At 37.7% G+C, this 16605-nt stretch carries 18 protein-coding genes; 9 read left to right on the plus strand and 9 right to left on the minus strand.

All coding sequences use genetic code 11. The features are described from left to right. Nucleotides 1-44: 44 nt before the first annotated feature. The 3 genes from EKM03_RS08415 to EKM03_RS08425 all read left to right on the plus strand — a co-directional run bounded on the left by EKM03_RS08415 (nucleotide 45) and on the right by EKM03_RS08425 (nucleotide 4151). Entirely contained in the window at nucleotides 45-623 is a 579-nt protein-coding gene (locus tag EKM03_RS08415) for a hypothetical protein (protein ID WP_199741559.1), read from the plus strand. Between the two features lie 41 nt (nucleotides 624-664). Next, a complete protein-coding gene (locus EKM03_RS08420) occupies nucleotides 665-2830 on the plus strand; it encodes a xanthine dehydrogenase family protein molybdopterin-binding subunit (RefSeq protein WP_199741560.1) in 2166 nt (721 codons plus the stop codon). 181 nt (nucleotides 2831-3011) lie between these two features. After that, the gene (locus EKM03_RS08425; RefSeq protein WP_126740174.1) at nucleotides 3012-4151 is read left to right on the plus strand and encodes a cysteine desulfurase family protein; all 1140 of its coding nucleotides are present in this window, start codon (nucleotides 3012-3014) and stop codon (nucleotides 4149-4151) included. Between the two features lie 46 nt (nucleotides 4152-4197). On the opposite strand, the gene EKM03_RS08430 is transcribed toward EKM03_RS08425, so the two are convergent. The 8 genes from EKM03_RS08430 to EKM03_RS08465 form a co-directional block, all read right to left on the minus strand. Continuing rightward, nucleotides 4198-4638: a molybdenum cofactor biosynthesis protein MoaE gene (locus EKM03_RS08430; RefSeq protein ID WP_126563719.1), complete on the minus strand. Its 441-nt coding sequence runs from the start codon at nucleotides 4636-4638 to the stop codon at nucleotides 4198-4200. Beyond that, nucleotides 4638-5744 carry a HesA/MoeB/ThiF family protein gene (locus EKM03_RS08435; RefSeq protein ID WP_126563718.1) on the minus strand — a complete coding sequence of 369 codons (1107 nt, stop codon included), beginning with the start codon at nucleotides 5742-5744 and terminating at the stop codon, nucleotides 4638-4640. Before EKM03_RS08435 ends, EKM03_RS08430 begins: the two co-directional genes overlap by 1 nt. Nucleotide 5745: 1 nt before the next feature. Further along, nucleotides 5746-5973 carry a MoaD/ThiS family protein gene (locus EKM03_RS08440; RefSeq protein WP_126576183.1) on the minus strand — a complete coding sequence of 76 codons (228 nt, stop codon included), beginning with the start codon at nucleotides 5971-5973 and terminating at the stop codon, nucleotides 5746-5748. 285 nt (nucleotides 5974-6258) lie between these two features. Continuing rightward, nucleotides 6259-6993 carry a sulfite exporter TauE/SafE family protein gene (locus EKM03_RS08445; protein WP_126740175.1) on the minus strand — a complete coding sequence of 245 codons (735 nt, stop codon included), beginning with the start codon at nucleotides 6991-6993 and terminating at the stop codon, nucleotides 6259-6261. A 55-nt stretch (nucleotides 6994-7048) separates the two neighbouring features. Then, the gene (gene glp / locus EKM03_RS08450) at nucleotides 7049-8227 is read right to left on the minus strand and encodes a gephyrin-like molybdotransferase Glp (protein WP_126740176.1); all 1179 of its coding nucleotides are present in this window, start codon (nucleotides 8225-8227) and stop codon (nucleotides 7049-7051) included. After that, nucleotides 8224-8811, minus strand: coding sequence for an NTP transferase domain-containing protein (locus EKM03_RS08455; protein ID WP_126553362.1), 588 nt, complete (start codon nucleotides 8809-8811; stop codon nucleotides 8224-8226). The genes glp and EKM03_RS08455 overlap by 4 nt, the downstream gene beginning before the upstream one ends. Beyond that, on the minus strand, nucleotides 8811-9791 hold the full coding sequence (moaA, locus tag EKM03_RS08460; RefSeq protein ID WP_126459434.1) for a GTP 3',8-cyclase MoaA: 981 nt from the start codon (nucleotides 9789-9791) through the stop codon (nucleotides 8811-8813). Before moaA ends, EKM03_RS08455 begins: the two co-directional genes overlap by 1 nt. A gap of 2 nt (nucleotides 9792-9793) precedes the next feature. Continuing rightward, on the minus strand, nucleotides 9794-10924 hold the full coding sequence (locus EKM03_RS08465) for an XdhC family protein (protein WP_126563716.1): 1131 nt from the start codon (nucleotides 10922-10924) through the stop codon (nucleotides 9794-9796). Nucleotides 10925-11138: 214 nt separating this feature from the next. Here EKM03_RS08465 and EKM03_RS14985 point away from each other — a divergent pair, with 214 nt between their 5' ends. The 6 genes from EKM03_RS14985 (at nucleotide 11139) to EKM03_RS08490 (ending at nucleotide 15725) form a co-directional block, all read left to right on the plus strand. Beyond that, entirely contained in the window at nucleotides 11139-11312 is a 174-nt protein-coding gene (locus EKM03_RS14985) for a hypothetical protein (RefSeq protein WP_156063247.1), read from the plus strand. 203 nt (nucleotides 11313-11515) lie between these two features. Further along, nucleotides 11516-13069: a PglZ domain-containing protein gene (locus EKM03_RS08470; protein WP_126459428.1), complete on the plus strand. Its 1554-nt coding sequence runs from the start codon at nucleotides 11516-11518 to the stop codon at nucleotides 13067-13069. A gap of 61 nt (nucleotides 13070-13130) precedes the next feature. Further along, nucleotides 13131-13538, plus strand: a complete 408-nt coding sequence (gene tsaE, locus EKM03_RS08475; protein WP_126561542.1) for a tRNA (adenosine(37)-N6)-threonylcarbamoyltransferase complex ATPase subunit type 1 TsaE — start codon at nucleotides 13131-13133, stop codon at nucleotides 13536-13538. Between the two features lie 8 nt (nucleotides 13539-13546). Beyond that, nucleotides 13547-14020 carry a GNAT family N-acetyltransferase gene (locus EKM03_RS08480; RefSeq protein ID WP_126561541.1) on the plus strand — a complete coding sequence of 158 codons (474 nt, stop codon included), beginning with the start codon at nucleotides 13547-13549 and terminating at the stop codon, nucleotides 14018-14020. A gap of 94 nt (nucleotides 14021-14114) precedes the next feature. Beyond that, entirely contained in the window at nucleotides 14115-15314 is a 1200-nt protein-coding gene (locus EKM03_RS08485; protein WP_197037185.1) for an alanine dehydrogenase, read from the plus strand. A gap of 36 nt (nucleotides 15315-15350) precedes the next feature. Beyond that, the gene (locus tag EKM03_RS08490) at nucleotides 15351-15725 is read left to right on the plus strand and encodes a DUF4258 domain-containing protein (protein ID WP_126451527.1); all 375 of its coding nucleotides are present in this window, start codon (nucleotides 15351-15353) and stop codon (nucleotides 15723-15725) included. Nucleotides 15726-15872: 147 nt separating this feature from the next. Here EKM03_RS08490 and EKM03_RS08495 read toward each other — a convergent pair whose 3' ends face one another. Next, on the minus strand, nucleotides 15873-16541 hold the full coding sequence (locus EKM03_RS08495) for a uracil-DNA glycosylase (protein ID WP_126459419.1): 669 nt from the start codon (nucleotides 16539-16541) through the stop codon (nucleotides 15873-15875). Between the last annotated feature and the right edge of the window lie 64 nt (nucleotides 16542-16605).

Here is a 16605-nt window from a genome sequence, read left to right on the forward strand (position 1 = left end):
TGGCTTCATTCCAAAAAAATAAAACGGCTGTTATTCTCTTTTTTTTGCTCGTTAGTGTAGTTGCATTGGGCTGGACACTAAAACCGGAGAATGAAAGTGAATATATAAATATTAATCCTACTGTAATCATCAAGGACAGCATTGCCTCTGTAAAAGCATTCCAAAAGGTTTATAAAGTTTTAATGAGTCCCCGTTGCGTGAACTGCCACCCTATTGGTGACGTTCCTTTACAAGGAGAAGACAGTCATTTACATGTCATGGCTCCTAAACGCGGTATTGACGGAAGAGGATTATATGCCATGAAATGTACAAATTGCCACCAAACTAAAAATACACCTGGATTACATACGCCACCAGGAAATTCAGACTGGCACTTGCCACCTGCTGATATGAAAATGGTTTTTGAAGGCAGAACAGCTCACCAGCTGGCAAAACAATTAATGGATCCATCTAAAAACGGACATATGGATATTAATAAACTCAAAAAACATGCTGATGATGCTTTTGTTCTTGCAGGATGGAATCCGGGCGAAGGGCGCAGCCTACCGCCACTGACCCATGCAGAGTTTAAAAAAGAATGGCTGACATGGCTAAATAACGGTGCATATGCTCCCGCCAAATAATTTCTAAACCAGAGTATTGTAAAATAAATAATTTCTAAAGTATGATGGATTCAAAAAACAATTTAGTAAATACAAGACGAAGCTTTCTCAAACTTACTGGTTTGGGTGGGGCTGCTCTTTGTATGGGGTTTTATTTACCCGGCGATACAGTTCCAACTTTAATAAAACCATCCGATTTAACAGCAGCTGATATTGAAATGTGCGCCTGGATACTCATCAATACCTCCGGAAAAGTAACCATAGTTAGTCACCGTGCCGAAATGGGTCAGGGTGCCTATCATTCCATTCCGCAAATTATAGCCGAAGAACTAGAAGTGAATTTAAAAGATATAGACGTAGTATTTGCCCAAGGAAATGAAAAAAAATACGGAAACCAGATTACTGGTGGTAGCTCAACCATAAGATCCGCGTACAAAAAATTACTAAAATTGAGCGCCACGGCACGTGAAATGCTGATTGCCGCAGCTGCGCTCCAATGGAATGTATCCGTTGACGATTGCTATGCCGAAGCAGGACATGTTATTCACAGGCCTTCTGGCAAAAAGAAACACTATGGTGAACTGGCAACCCAAGCTTCAAAATTAGAAGCTCCTAAAAATCCTAAACTCAAAAAAATATCCGAATATAAGCTTATCCGCCAGCCATTACACCGTTTGGATACGCCCATGAAAACAAATGGGACTGCTATTTTTGGCCTCGATAAAAAGATTCCAGGCATGCTCTATGCAGCCGTAGAACGAAATCCAAGACTTCGTGGAACAGTAAAAAGTTTTGATGATTCCGTGGCAAAAAAAATACCAGGGGTAAAACAGATTTTTGTGGTAAAAATGATGGTCCACAATACCATTCGGGAAGGAGTCGCCGTTGTGGCTGATTCGACTTGGGCAGCGATGCAGGGGAAAAAGGCTTTAATAGTTGAATGGGATGATACTGGATTTGAACATGTAAACAGTCCCGAAATATTCAAACGCCAGGAAGAATTTATAAAAACGAAGGAAGGATTGCCTCTTAAATCTCAAGGTGATCCTACTGCAATCATAGAAAAATCAAATAAGAAACTGGATGTAATCTACCAGACCCCATACCAATCCCATAGCTGTATGGAACCGCTGAATTGTATTGCCAATTTCCAAGGAGATACTGTAGAAATTTGGGGTCCGATTCAAGCACCTGGATGGGTTCAGGATTTTATAAGCACCCAAATGGGAATTGCAAAAGAAAAGGTAATTGTAAATATGACTTTCCTCGGTGGTGGTTTTGGAAGAAAAGCCTTTACCGATTATCCTCATGAAGCGGTATTGATTTCAAAAGAAATTGGAGCTCCGGTTCAGGTAGTTTGGACACGAGAGGATGACCTTAAGCAGGGCCCTTACCGACCAGGAATCTCTTATCGTTGTGAAGGTGTAGTAAAAGGCGGGAAAATTGAAGCGCTTAAATTTAGAATGGCAGGCCAAAATAACGACCACTGGAGTGGAGGAAAGAAAGACGTTCCTAATGATAGTACCAGCGAAGGATTCCTTGAACCCTATTATGCGAGTATCAAAAATTTAAGCATTTCAGATGTTCCCTTTGAAACACCACTACCAACAATGTGGTGGCGTTCAGTGTATGCTTCTACAAACGGATTTGCGTTTGAAAGTTTTATGGATGAAATAGCTGTAGAAGCTGGCGCGGATCCGCTGGATTTTAGAAGAGCTCATCTACAGGATGAGAGATGCCAAAAACTAATTGACAAAATGGAAGAAGTCTCCGGCTGGAAAAAAAGAAGTAAAAATGAAGGCTATGGTGTAGCCATCACTGAATGTTTCAAATCAACGGTAGGACACATTGTAAAAGTTTCAAAAAACGCCTCTGGAGGTGTAAAAATAGATAATGTTTGGGCCGTCATAGATTGTGGCTGGTATGTAAATCCGGATATTATTCGCGCGCAGGTTGAAGGTTCCATCGTCATGGGTCTGGGTGCGGCAACAATACATGAAATAACATTTAAGGATGGTATAGTAGAACAAAATAATTTTTATGATTACCCAATGCCTCGTATTACGGATATTCCACAAATAGAAGTGTATATTATAGACAATGAAGAAGATGCAGGCGGAGTTGGAGAACCCGGTCTTCCTCCTTTTGCACCAGCGTTGACAAATGCCATTTTTGACCTGACAGGCAAAAGAATACGAAAATTACCATTTAGTCTGGCAACGGTATAATGCCCTATTTTTTTAGCCAGAATCGTTAAAACTTCAAAATGATTCTGGCTAAATTTTTTACCTTTAAGGGTGATAGCAATTACAAGCTCTTTTTTAATTCCTATGCTCCGCAAAAGCAGATTCTTAAAAACTCACAAAAGAACTAAATAAGCATAAAACCTACTTTACAATACTAGTTTAAATGACACTTATCCAAGAAAAAATCTATTTAGATAATAATGCAACAACGCGTATTGACGATCGGGTGCTTGATGCCATGCTTCCCTATTTCACTAATTTTTATGCCAATGCAAACAGTAGCCACCTGGCTGGATTAACGGTGAAAGAAGCAGTCGAACAGGCCAGATGGCAAACAGCGGAACTAATTCAAGCAAAACCAAACGACATTATTTTTACCTCAGGTGCAACAGAAGCAATAAATCTTGCAATCAAAGGACTTGCAAACGAAAAACGCAAACATATTGTTACTGTAATTACAGAGCACGAAGCCGTTTTGGATACTTGCCTTCACCTAGAAACCATCGGATACAAAATCAGCTATTTAGGCGTCAATAAGGATGGTATTTTAGACCTAGACCTTCTTACAGCATCCGTGACCGAAGAAACTGCACTAGTAATTGTCATGATGGCAAATAACGAAACGGGGACACTCCAGGATATTAAAAAAATCGGGGAAATTGCTAAATCTAAAGAAGCCTATTTCCTGTGCGATGCCACTCAGGCTATAGGAAAAATTCCAATTAATGTCGTTGATTTAGGCATTGACCTTCTGTCTCTTTCTGCACATAAATTTTATGGACCAAAAGGCATCGGTGCATTATTTGTTTCCAAAAAAATAAAAGCAAAATTAACGAGTCAAATCACTGGAGGTGGTCAGCAAAACAGCAAACGAAGCGGTACTTTAAATGTTCCGGGAATCATCGGACTTGGCAAAGCCTGCGAAATTGCAAGCTTAGAAATGGAAAAGGACAGAGATAGGATAACAATAATGCGAGACTTACTTGAAAGGGAACTATTGAAAATACCCGCATCTTTTGTCAATGGTTCGCAAACAAATCGTCTTTACAATACGACCAATATTTGCTTTCGAGGCGTGAATTCTGAAAATCTTATTCTTGCTTTGCAAAATATTTCCGTTTCTAATGGTTCGGCCTGTTCGGCTGTTACATCAGAACCTTCACATGTCTTGAAAGCATTGGGTCTTACAAATGAAAATGCCTTATCTTCGATCCGATTTAGCTTAGGAAAATTCACCACTTTAGCAGAAATTGAATTGACAATTGCTACCGTTTCCGAATTAACACGGCTATTAAAGTCATAAAATAGTATGTTCTAAATCGGATTTAATCCAAGTACGAAAATTAAATTCAGCTATTTATTTTCCACTGATGGGATTGGTCATTAAAAATTTCTTTTCCCCAAATCTGAAGTTCTGCTTTCACGCGTTCTACAATTTCATTACAGGCTTCCATGGCAATGTTTCTGTGCTTAGAAGAAGTGAAAACAAACAGGCATATTTCACCCGCATTGACCACCCCAAGACTGTGATGCACATGCATACAGCTCAACTCATATTTAGAAAATAGCTCTTCCCTGATTTCCTGCATTTTTTCTAACGCCATCGCTTCATAAGCACTATATTCAATAGCTTTCACTGTTTTGCCATCAACAACATCTTCCCGAATCTGACCCAGGAAAATACTGTGCGCTCCAATATTTTTTTTAGTCGCATGTTTTGCAATGCTATCTGCTATAAATAATGGAGGAATAGCTCCTTCAATGAAAATATTTTTGATTTTTTTGATCATTATTTAAGATCTTTTAATGCATTGATGCCGTCTTTTAAGTGGCTTATTTTTTTGGTAGTTCCAAATTTTTCTAATAAAAGTGCCCCTGCTATCAAGCTACGTTTTCCACTTTGGCAGAATAATAGAATCGTACGTTCACTAATTTCTGGAATTTTTTCACTCAGCCCGGATAAGGGAAGAGCACAATATTTGAAATCAGCTTTTGGAAGCTCGTCCTTTTCCCGGACATCAATTACAATAGTATCGTTATTGGAAACTTGGTCTAAAAAATCAATAACAGAAAGGGTTTCAATTTCGGTACTTGCGAGTCCGCAGAGCAAGTTATATTCTGTGGCTTCGAATGTTATTTCATCTTTTGGTATCAAATCAGAAACGGAAACTTCCATATTAATTTCAATGACATACAGTTCATAATTAAGCAAACTGAATGTAAGGAGTCTATTAACCAATACCTCCCCTATTCCTGTAAGTAATTTAATCACCTCCCCAGCCTGCATCAACCCGATGATCCCGGGTAAAACGCCTAAAACACCCGCTTCATTGCAATTTTGAACTTCATCCGGTTTTGGAGGTTTAGGAAACAAATGGCGGTAGTTCGTCTTGTTCTTATTTTCATCTTCAATATTAAAAACAGCCACTTGCCCTTCATATTGATAAATAGCACCAAAAACCAAAGGCTTCTCTAACAAGACACAGGCATCGTTTATCAAATAGCGGGATGCAAAATTATCAGTGCAATCCACTATAATATCATAGGCACGGATGAGTTTTATTGCATTTTTAGAACTAAGTGCAATGACATAGCCCGTAATACTAATTTCAGGATTGAGGCTTAGTAGTCTTTTGCATGCAACTGTGGCTTTGTCTTTACCAATGTCATCCGTCGTGTATAAAACCTGTCGTTGCAGGTTGCTTAAGGATATGATATCATGATCTACAATGCCAATGGTACCAATCCCAGAGGCAACAAGATACTGCAAGACGGGACATCCTAAACCACCCGCTCCTATCACAAGCACCTTGGCTTTCTCCAGTTTTTGCTGTCCTTTAGTTCCAAAATCTTGAAGTGAATAATGGCGGGAATATCGGGCGTTATAATTTTCCATATTATCCTCCTGAATAAGGTGGCATAAGTGCTACCGTATCATTTTGACCAAATAAAACATTTGTTCCTGCTAATTTCATGTTGACTGCTACCGCATATTTACGATCCGACAATTCTGGAAAAAGTTGCTCTAAAGCTTCTTTCATAGACACGATGTCAGTAGCGTGCAGGCAAATTTCTTTTCCCATAATCGCTGTAATCGAACCAAATGCTATAATTTTAATTTTCATATGTAGATAATATTTGCAAAGCCTGATTTTTTATGATTTTTTCAAATACGGGCGTTTGGGGAAATTACAATAAATCTATCTTTATCCAAAACATCTTAATGCAAAATTCCGCTAAACGTTCTGAATATTTTTTTAATTACGCGTTGTGATTCTGAATTATCAAACATTTATGAGCCATAAATCATCATTAATACTAGTGTCTAAATTTAAGCAAAATTAATTTTAAAAATCCTATATCTATACTTAAACCTATTAAGAATATAATTACTCCTAATTTACATATAACTAAGCTTTTGAAAACACTAATTTATAGGAAGCCAACAGCAAAACTACAGCCAGTACATATTTCAGAATAGTAGCATTAAATTTCTTAGAACCTAAATAAGCACCCAAAAATCCTCCGACCAAAGCTACACCAACAAACAGAGCCATATCTCCCGTGAATGTAATACCTCGTGTGAGCATACCACCTAGCCCCGCTAGAGAATTCACAAATATAAATGCCGCACTTATGGCCGCAGTCTGTTTTTGATTGGTCCATTGCAACAGTAATAAAAGGGGTGAAAGCAAAATACCTCCTCCAATACCAATCATTCCCGACAGCAAGCCCACGATTCCTCCACTAATAATTACTACGGAAACAGTATGGGGCCTCAATTGACAATCTTCTACATTTTTGAAAAAGAAAAAACGAAGAATAGGAAAAAGCAATAACACTCCCAAAATTCGCTTGTAAACCGTTTCTTCAACGGTAATCATTCCGCCAATAAAGGCCATGGGAATCGACATTGCTGCAATTGGAATAAATATTTTCTTTGAGAAAAACCCACCGCGATAATAGTGTGAAAAAGAAGTTATAGAAACGAAAAGATTGAGCACTAAAGCAGTCGGTTTCATTTCTTCAGGAGCAATACCATAAAGTGCCATTAGCGCCAGATAGCCACTGGCACCACCATGACCGACCGAAGCATATAAGAAAGCAACAAAAAAAAGAATTATGTAAAATACTTCTATAGACATTCATTTAATGAGTTAGGGATAAATAGTAAAAATATTGTTTTTTTTGAAACAAGTATTATCCAGGCAGGAGATGAACGGCAACTTCTTCTCCGGCTAGGCAACCTTTTGATTCTTCCGGCAAAACAATAAAGCAATTCGCCTGAGCAAAAGAGTGCAAACGGAAAGATTCTTGTGCATGCAAGGGAGTTACTGTTCCATTGCTATACGAGGCCTTTAGAAAATGTGTTAATCCCGAAGCTTTAGGATAATCATGTGTAACCCTAGCGGTAATTTCCGTCAAGCTATTAGTCAAGCCCATACGATTTTCAAGTACTGGTAACACATACTCGTAAAAACAAGTCAGCGAAGACGAAGGATTTCCAGGAAGTCCAAAAATCAATTTGTCTTTTTTTGTTCCAAAAAACAAAGGCTTCCCGGGCTTCTGCTTGATTTTGTGAAATTGTTGCTCGACACCACACCGCTGCGCCACAAGAGGCACAAAATCATAATCGCCCACACTAACGCCACCGTTCAAAAGAACAATATCATGAGTGTCAAGCGCTTTTTGCAAAACGTCCTGTAATACTTTAATCTGATCTTCAGCAGTTTGTACTGTAATATCTCTGACGCCAATTTTATTTAAAACTGCTTTTAACTGAACGGAATTGGCTTCATAAACCTGACCAAATTCTAAGGGACGACCCGGTTCTTGCAATTCATTTCCGGTAAGGATAATAGCCACTTTTGGAGGTGAATATACCCAAACTTCCGCACAGCCTATTCCGGCTAGAAAGCCTACTGCTGCCGGGGAAAGATAAGTTTCAGCCGCCATGGCAATGACTCCGCTTTCAACCTCTGCTCCTTTTAGTCTTACATTTGCTCCTTTCAAAAGTGTCTGGTCTTCAACTAGTAGTTTTCCGTTTTCAAGGCATATCCGTTCTTGCATTACTACGGTATCAGCTCCCTCCGGCAAAGGAGCGCCGGTAAATATTCTCGTAGCCTCACCTTTATTAAGTACCAGTTGTCTACTCGTACCAGCCGCCATTTCTCCTATAATGGTAAGAAGACTGTCCTTATCTTCATATTTCATAGCATAACCATCCATGGAAGATTGATGAAAATTTGGAATGTCTATCATGGCTCGAATGTCTCTTGCGGTCACTTGTCCATGAGCATATTGGAGTGCGACGAGCTCACTTTTTTTTGTCAAAGCTGCTCCCATAATTAGTTGTTTTGCTTCTTTTACAGAAATCATTTGGGATGGATCAGTTGTTCGTAATCTTCTATAGTGTCGATATCAACAGCCCCTTTTTCAAAGGGAATGCTGGCCACATCTTTTTTGTATTTTTCAATCATTTTTCGGGCTCCGGCATTACCAGAAAGCTGCATTAGCTCAGTAAAGTATTTTCTGCTGAACAAAACGGGAGTTCCCATCGTATTGGCATAGCTAGAGGCGATAATACCTTTTCCGGTTTTTTTATGCTTTTCAATTAAGCTGCGGAAAACAACAGCATCAATATGAGGCTGGTCACAAACGGCCAAAATGCAGTGCTCAATGTCTAAATTAACAAGCAGCAACTCCTCCAAGCCTTTGCTTATCGAAGACCCCATGCCTTTTTGCCAATCAGGATTTCGGCAAATTAAAACCGAATTAACTTCTTTTTCAATAGCGGTGTTCTTTGAACCCATTACAACAATCGCTTTAGTGCTTACTTCGAGTATTTGTTCTACAGTATGAAAAAGTAAGGTTTTACCATTAAATTCAAGTAACTGTTTGGGCCGACCCAAGCGCGAGGAACTCCCCGCTGCCAATAGTACTATTCCTGTTTTATTTTCCATCAGCCGCCTATTGTAATCATACTTCTATTTTTAAGTTTACTGGCATCTATATCTTCAAAAACGCCACTAAATTGACCTCCTAAAGCTTTGGCCTTAGCCATAATAGTGTCTTCTATCAAAGGCAAAATTTCTTGACCGGCACGTAAAGCGCCAAGCAAATCGGTTTCCTCTTTAGAGAATAAGCAATTTTTTAATTTTCCATCAGCCGTCAGTCGCATGCGGTTGCAAGTTTCACAAAAAGGAGAACTCATTGTACTAATTACAGCAAAGGAACCCACATGACCCGGAATCATATATTTTTTTGAGGTATCGTTGGGTTCGGGCTGCACCGGAAGGACATCATATTTTGAAGCGACTTTCAACAAAATCTCTTGCAGGGTAAAAACCTGGTTACTCGTCCAGTTATTACCACTGAAAGGCATGAATTCGATAAACCGTACTTCGATTGTATTGTGTTGGGTCAGTGCTATAAAATCCAGAATTTCGTTCTCGTTGAGGCCTTTCATCACAACCACATTTATTTTCACACGAATCCCGTGCTGCAACAGCAATTCGATATTACTTCTGACACGATGATACAAATCTCTTCGGGTAATTTTCAAAAATTTATCGGCTTGCAAAGTATCTAAGCTGATATTTATCGCCTTAATATTTGCCGCTAAAAGCTCGTCTAGCATTTCATTTATCCGCACGCCATTGGTAGTAATAGCGAGTTCAACTCCTAATTTTCCCAAAGATTCTATAATCCGTGGAGCGTCTTTTCGTACCAAAGGTTCGCCTCCGGTCAGGCGAATTTTTTTTACGCCATTGGCCACGAATAATTTGGCGATGGTTTCGATCTCTTCAACCTGCATTAATTTAGAGGCTGGTGCAAAGGCATAATTTTCTTCTGGCATGCAATAAAAACAGCGTAGATTGCAATTATCAGTCAGTGAAATCCTGAGATAGTCGTGAACGCGTCCGAATGTGTCTTTTATCATAATCAAGTATTTTTAATCCCATTCGTAGCAGGATGTATTTTATTTTTTTTGTGTTTGAGCGAGTTCGCCGTTTTTCCTTCCATCACTGCTTTTATTTCTGCTACAACAGAAAGCGCTATTTCTTCTGATGTTTCCGCACCAATATCAAGGCCTATCGGACCATAGATTCGATCCAGCTGTGCTTTAGTTACCACAATTCCTTCGGCGCTCAAATCATCAAACATGCGGTTCAGTTTTGTCTTTGGACCTAATATTCCGATGTACATACAATCAGTTTCCAAAAGCAATTTTAAAACTTCCAGATCATATTTGTAGTTATGCGTCATCAGGACAAAGAAAGTCCGGGAGTCAATGCTGCTGTTTTCTACTAATTGCAGTGGCTTGGTTACAAGTATTTGCTTGGCTTCTGGAAAACGTTTTGCGGTTGAATGCGTTGCTCTTCCGTCACCTACAAGTACTTCCCAACCTAATAAATTAGCCATTTTTACTAATGGTTGCGCATCATTTCCTGCACCGGCAAGTACTAGCGAAACTGGGAGTGGGATGTATTCGATTAAAGCTTCATGTTCATGATCTTCTAGCTGTATTTTTTTTATAATCGATGATTTGCTATAAAGTACTTCCTTGAAAGCTACATGCAATGCCTTTAAATCAGTTCTTTGACTAATCACCAGATCTTCTCGGTACACTAATACAGTCCCTATTTGTACAGTATTCCGCTCCAAGGAAAACAAGGTCAAAACCACGGCTTCTTTGCGTTCTGCTACCGATTGTTCCAACAAGTAAATCGGATTACATACTGCACATTCATCGATGTATTCAAAAAGAATATGGACAATTCCGTTGCATCCTAATTGCACTCCAAAATCAGAATCGCTTTCATCACTGGTATCGTAGGTAATTAGCTTATTTTGTTTTTGGTGTATGGCCAGCAGTGCTTTTCGCAAGGCATCGCCTTCAAGGCATCCGCCGCTAATAGCACCGGTCAAAATACCGTCTTCTGTTACAAGCATGCGTGCGCCCGGCTGACGGTAAGAAGAGCCTTCTACTTTGACCACTGTTGCCAATGCTGTTTTTTTTCCACTCGCTTTGGCTGTTGAATAGGCTTTTAAAATATCTGTAACTTCTTTCATTAGTCTTTTTTTTAACGGCTTAGATTCTGTTTTTAAAATATTTTCTCTTAAAAATAAAAGAAATAACAGAGTAAGCGATACACAACATGAATGGAGTATCGTACAACAGAATATCACATTCAATTGTATAACCATCAGTTTCAATTTTTTAGCAATACGAGCCTAATGTACCGCTCCGATTGACTAATCAATTCCGAAATTTAATCAATTTATTATGGATATCAAACCTATTCACAACGAATCTAGGTTAAAAAAGCCTGTCACGAAGGAGTTTTTAGATAACACGGTAAGTGGTGTGCTGGTTTTAAATGATAAATTTGCCATTAGATTAGGCGAAAACAATACCAAACACATGTATTATATAGCTCAAATTTCATCTAAAATATAGCGTACAGTCAGACCCGGACGGAGTTTACGAACGATTAGGTACACCAAAAAATTAACTTAAAACAGAATTAAAGTGAATTGTAATTTTAAAAATTATAACGTAAATATGTTAAAAAATTATAATAACATTAGCAGATAGCAATTCCAAAAAAATGTAATTTGCCACTTTAATTTAGTTCTTTCGAACACCTGTTACTACAACTTATGGATAAAATAAAAATACTTTGGGTAGATGATGAAATCGACCTTTTGAAACCACATATATTATTTCTGGAAAAGAAAAATTACGAGGTTACGACCTGTAACAACGGACTTGACGCCATTGGAATTTTTGAAGAAAACAATTTTGATATTATTTTTCTGGATGAAAATATGCCTGGAATGAGTGGTTTGGAAACACTGTCAGAAATGAAGGAGAAAAAATCTTCGGTTCCCATGATTATGATTACGAAAAGCGAGGAAGAATACATTATGGAGGAAGCCATAGGGTCAAAAATTGCCGATTATTTGATCAAACCCGTGAATCCAAATCAGATTTTGTTGAGTTTGAAGAAAAATCTGGATCATTCCCGATTGATTTCTCAAAAAACAACGCTGGATTATCAGAAAGAATTTAGAAAAATCACCATGGAAATGGCGATGGTGAATTCCTATGAAGACTGGGTTGAGTTATACAAAAAATTGATTTTTTGGGAACTGGAATTGGAAAATATCGATGATCAGAGTATGATTGAAATTTTGGAATCCCAGAAAACAGAAGCCAATTCCCAGTTTGGAAAATTCATAGAGCGCAATTATGAGGATTGGTTTGCTCCAAAGGCCGATAAACCGGTTCAATCGCACACATTATTCAAAGAATTAGTGCTTCCTGAACTCCAGAAAAAAGACAAGCCTATTTTGTTTGTCGTAATTGATAACCTGCGCTATGACCAGTGGAAAACCTTTGAAAGTGTAGTAGGAAATTACTATAAACTGGAAAAAGAAGTGCCTTACTATTCTATTCTTCCTACGGCCACACAATATGCGCGAAACGCTATTTTCTCCGGTTTAACCCCGCTGGAAATGGAAAAACAGTTTCCGAAATACTGGAAAAACGACCCGGAAGAAGGCGGAAAGAACCTTTTTGAAGCCGAATTTTTGACGGCGCAACTAAAAAAATTGGGTTTGAATATCAAGGAAGATTATTTTAAAATAACAAGTCTTGCCAGCGGAAAAAAATTATCAGAGGGATTTAAAGCACTAAAAGATAATGATTTAGTAACTGTTGTATATAACTTTGTAGACATGCTTTCCCATGCCAAAACAGAGATGGATGTCGTAAAAGAACTGGCCTCTGATGATAAAGCGTATCGTTCGCTGACCTTGAGCTGGTTTAAGAATTCTCCACTTTTAGAAATCATTCAACAAGCTCAAAAAATGGGTTTCAAATTGATTTTGACCACGGATCACGGAACGATAAACGTAAAAAACCCATCGAAAGTGGTAGGTGACAAAAACACTAGTTTGAACTTGCGGTATAAAACCGGACGCAGTTTGACATACGAACACAAAGATGTTTATGCTGTGAAAGAACCAAAAAATATTGGTTTGCCTACCATAAATATGAGCAGTTCGTATATTTTTGCAAAAAATGATTTATTTTTGGCCTATGTCAACAACTACAATCATTATGTGAGTTATTACAAAAATACGTATCAGCACGGGGGTATTTCATTAGAAGAAATGATTATTCCATTTTTGGTTTTTAACCCAAAATAAGTAGTCAGTATCCGTTTTTAATGTATAGCATGAACCTTAAACTTTAAACAATTTCACAAGAATGAATATCATTTTTTCTATTGACGAACTCGAGGAAGTGGCGCAAAAAATCATTACAAAGAATCCTAAAAAAGTGATTCTTTTTCATGGGGAAATGGGCGTTGGAAAAACAACTTTGATCAAGCGATTGTGTAAAACGCTTGGCGTAACCGGAGCAACGAGTAGCCCAACTTTTTCTTTAGTTAATGAATATGAAGCATTTGACAATCAGTTAGTTTATCATTTTGATTTTTACAGATTAAATACTGAAGTCGAAGCGCTGGATATGGGGATTGATGATTATTTGTATTCTGGTAATTGGTGCTTTATAGAATGGGCTGAGAAGATCCCAAATTTGATTCCGGAAACACATTCCGTTATAACTATTTCACTGCTTCCTGACGGAAAACGTTCTTTAACCTTAAGTTAAAAGTAAATATGAGTGTAGATAATACCGTTGAAATAATACCATTTGCCCCTGCTTTCAAAGAAGCGATAAAAACATTAAATCTGGAATGGTTACAAAAACATTTTTGGGTTGAACCCAAAGATGAAAAAATACTTTCGGATCCGCAAGGTCAGATAATTGACAAAGGCGGAATGATTTTTTATGCAAAATACAAGAATACCATAGTAGGAACAGTTTCCTTAATAAAAATCGATAATGCCACTTTTGAACTGAGTAAAATGGCTGTTACTGTTAGCGCACAAGGACTGGGAGTTGGCAAAAAATTAATGCTGCATTGCCTTGCTGTTGCCGAAACAAAAGGAATGGAGAAACTGATTTTATATTCGAACCGGAAATTACTATCGGCTATTCATTTGTATAAAAAATTTGATTTCGTAGAAGTACTGTTAGAAGATGGCGTTTATGAGCGAGCCGATATAAAAATGGAAAGAATCATTCACTGAGATTTAGTTGTCTTATAAACGAATTTATCAAGATTGAATTCGTATCGTTTATAAAACTTTTTACGTAAATTGTACCCTTAATTTAACAACATCAATGTCAATAACTATAACACCATTCACAAAACAACAGCTTTTACCTCAGGAGGAAAAACTGGAAATTGCAAGACAAAAAAGTGAACTTTTTATTGGTATTCCCAAGGAAACGAGTTATCAAGAACGTCGGATTTGTCTTACACCAGATGCTGTTACTTCAATTACGTATCACGGACATCGCGTAATGATTGAAGCTGGTGCGGGATTGAGTTCGAGTTATACCGACAAAGAATATAGTGATGCAGGTGCCGAAATCACAAATGACACCAAAAAAGTATTCAGTTGTCCTATGATTTTGAAGGTGGAACCTGCCACACTTACCGAAATTGAAATGATGAATCCGCAAACCATTCTGTTGTCAGCCATCCAATTAAAAACGCGTAAAAAAAACTATTTTGAGGCTTTAACCAAAAAGAAAATTACCGCATTGGCTTTTGAATACATCAAAGACGAAGACGGAACCTATCCTGCAGTAAAATCCCTGAGCGAGATAGCAGGAACTGCTTCTATCCTAATTGCTGCCGAATTGATGATTACTAATGAATTTGGAAAAGGACTATTATTCGGTAACATTACCGGAGTCCCTCCTACTGATGTGGTCATTCTAGGTGCAGGAACGGTGGGGGAATTTGCTGCCAAAACCGCTATAGGATTAGGAGCCAATGTCAAAGTTTTTGATAATTCTATCACCAAACTACGTCGTTTGCAGAATAATCTGAACCAACGAATCTTTACTTCTACCATACAACCAAAAGCTTTGCTAAAAGCATTGAGAAGGTGTGATGTCGCCATTGGTGCCATGCGAGGGAAAGATCGTTGTCCCGTGATAGTTACGGAGACCATGGTAGAACACATGAAAATTGGCGCCGTAATCGTAGATGTAAGTATTGATACTGGAGGATGTTTTGAGACTTCTGAAGTGACATCCCATGAAAAACCAACGTTTATCAAAAACAATGTATTGCATTATTGCGTACCCAATATTCCGTCCCGCTATTCTAAAACCGCTTCGCTTTCCATAAGCAATATCATATCGCCTTACCTAATGAAAATTGCTGAGGATGGTGGTATTGAGAGTGCTATACGTTGTGATAAAGGGTTAAAAAATGGCGTCTATATGTACCACGGAATCCTCACAAACAATGCTATTAGTGACTGGTTTGACTTACCCAATAACGACATTAATTTAATTGTTTTTTAAGAAAACTTTCTGCTACCTTTGCCAAAAATATAATTCATGAAGTTTATACATCGTTTTGCCTATTATCTTGTAGGTTTAGTTATAGGACTGTTTTTTGTAGCGTTAGTTTTCAGCGGCAAAGACACCCGCTGCAATTATTTTCCAAACGCAAGAGTACTAAATGATTTAAGAAACAAACCCTTTTATTATTCCGATAAAGCTTCTCTTATTTTAGCTGAAAAATGGATTGATACTGCCGATATAAAAAATACATTGCAATTTGGAGATGTTGATTTTGACCAAAGTAATATTGATCTTAAGAAAGGAAAACTCTACCTTATAGAAGGTAAAACAATCAAAAACCAAGAAGTTACTTTGAAAGTAATTAATTATGCTGACAGAGCCGTTCTGGAAGATATAATAAAAAAATAATTACTCTTTTATTCAAACAAAAACAAATTCTAAAACCAGTACCATTAAAATCTTTTAAACCATTAAAAAATTTAGAAAATTAAGTTTTAAATCCTTAATTTCTTAATGGTTCAGAAAAATATAATTTAAGAATAGTTTAAAAGACTACTACCATTCTATTGGCTCTAAACCATTTCTTTTCAAATAAGAATTTGTTTTACTAAAATGTTTATTCCCGAACCATTTTCCCTGATTTGCACTCATAGGCGAAGGATGTCCGGATTCAAAAACCAAATGTTTATTTCGGTCGATTTTAAGTCCTTTTTTATGGGCGAAATTTCCCCAAAGTAAGAAAACAACATGCTCTTTTTTTCCCGAAATTTTTTGGATAACTGCATCCGTAAAAACATTCCATTTCAAGTGTTTATGGCTATTTGGGCTGTCTTCTCTCACGGTCAGCGAGGCATTCAACAATAAAACACCTTGCTTTGCCCAAGCTTCTAAATTACCGGCAGCAGGCATAAAAATAGTCCCTAAATCATCACTCATTTCGCGAAAAATATTGCGTAACGACGGCGGAATTCGGATGCCGTCATTCACAGAGAAACTCAAACCATTCGCTTCGCCTTTACCATGATACGGATCTTGACCAATGATAACAATCTTTACATCTTTGAAACTGCAATAATTAAACGCTGCAAAAATCAATTCTTTGGGAGGATAACAAGTATGATTTTTATATTCCTCATCAACAGTTCCCATTAATTCCTGAAAATAGGATTTCTTGATTTCGTCTGATAAAATGGTTTTCCAAGAGGGATTGAGGTTAATTTGCATGTAATTTATTTTGCCGTAAAGTTCGCAAAGTTTTTCGCAAAGTACGCTAAAAAAATTAATGCAT

This window comes from Flavobacterium sp. GSP6, assembly GCF_003984855.1.
In the GTDB taxonomy this organism is placed as follows: domain Bacteria; phylum Bacteroidota; class Bacteroidia; order Flavobacteriales; family Flavobacteriaceae; genus Flavobacterium.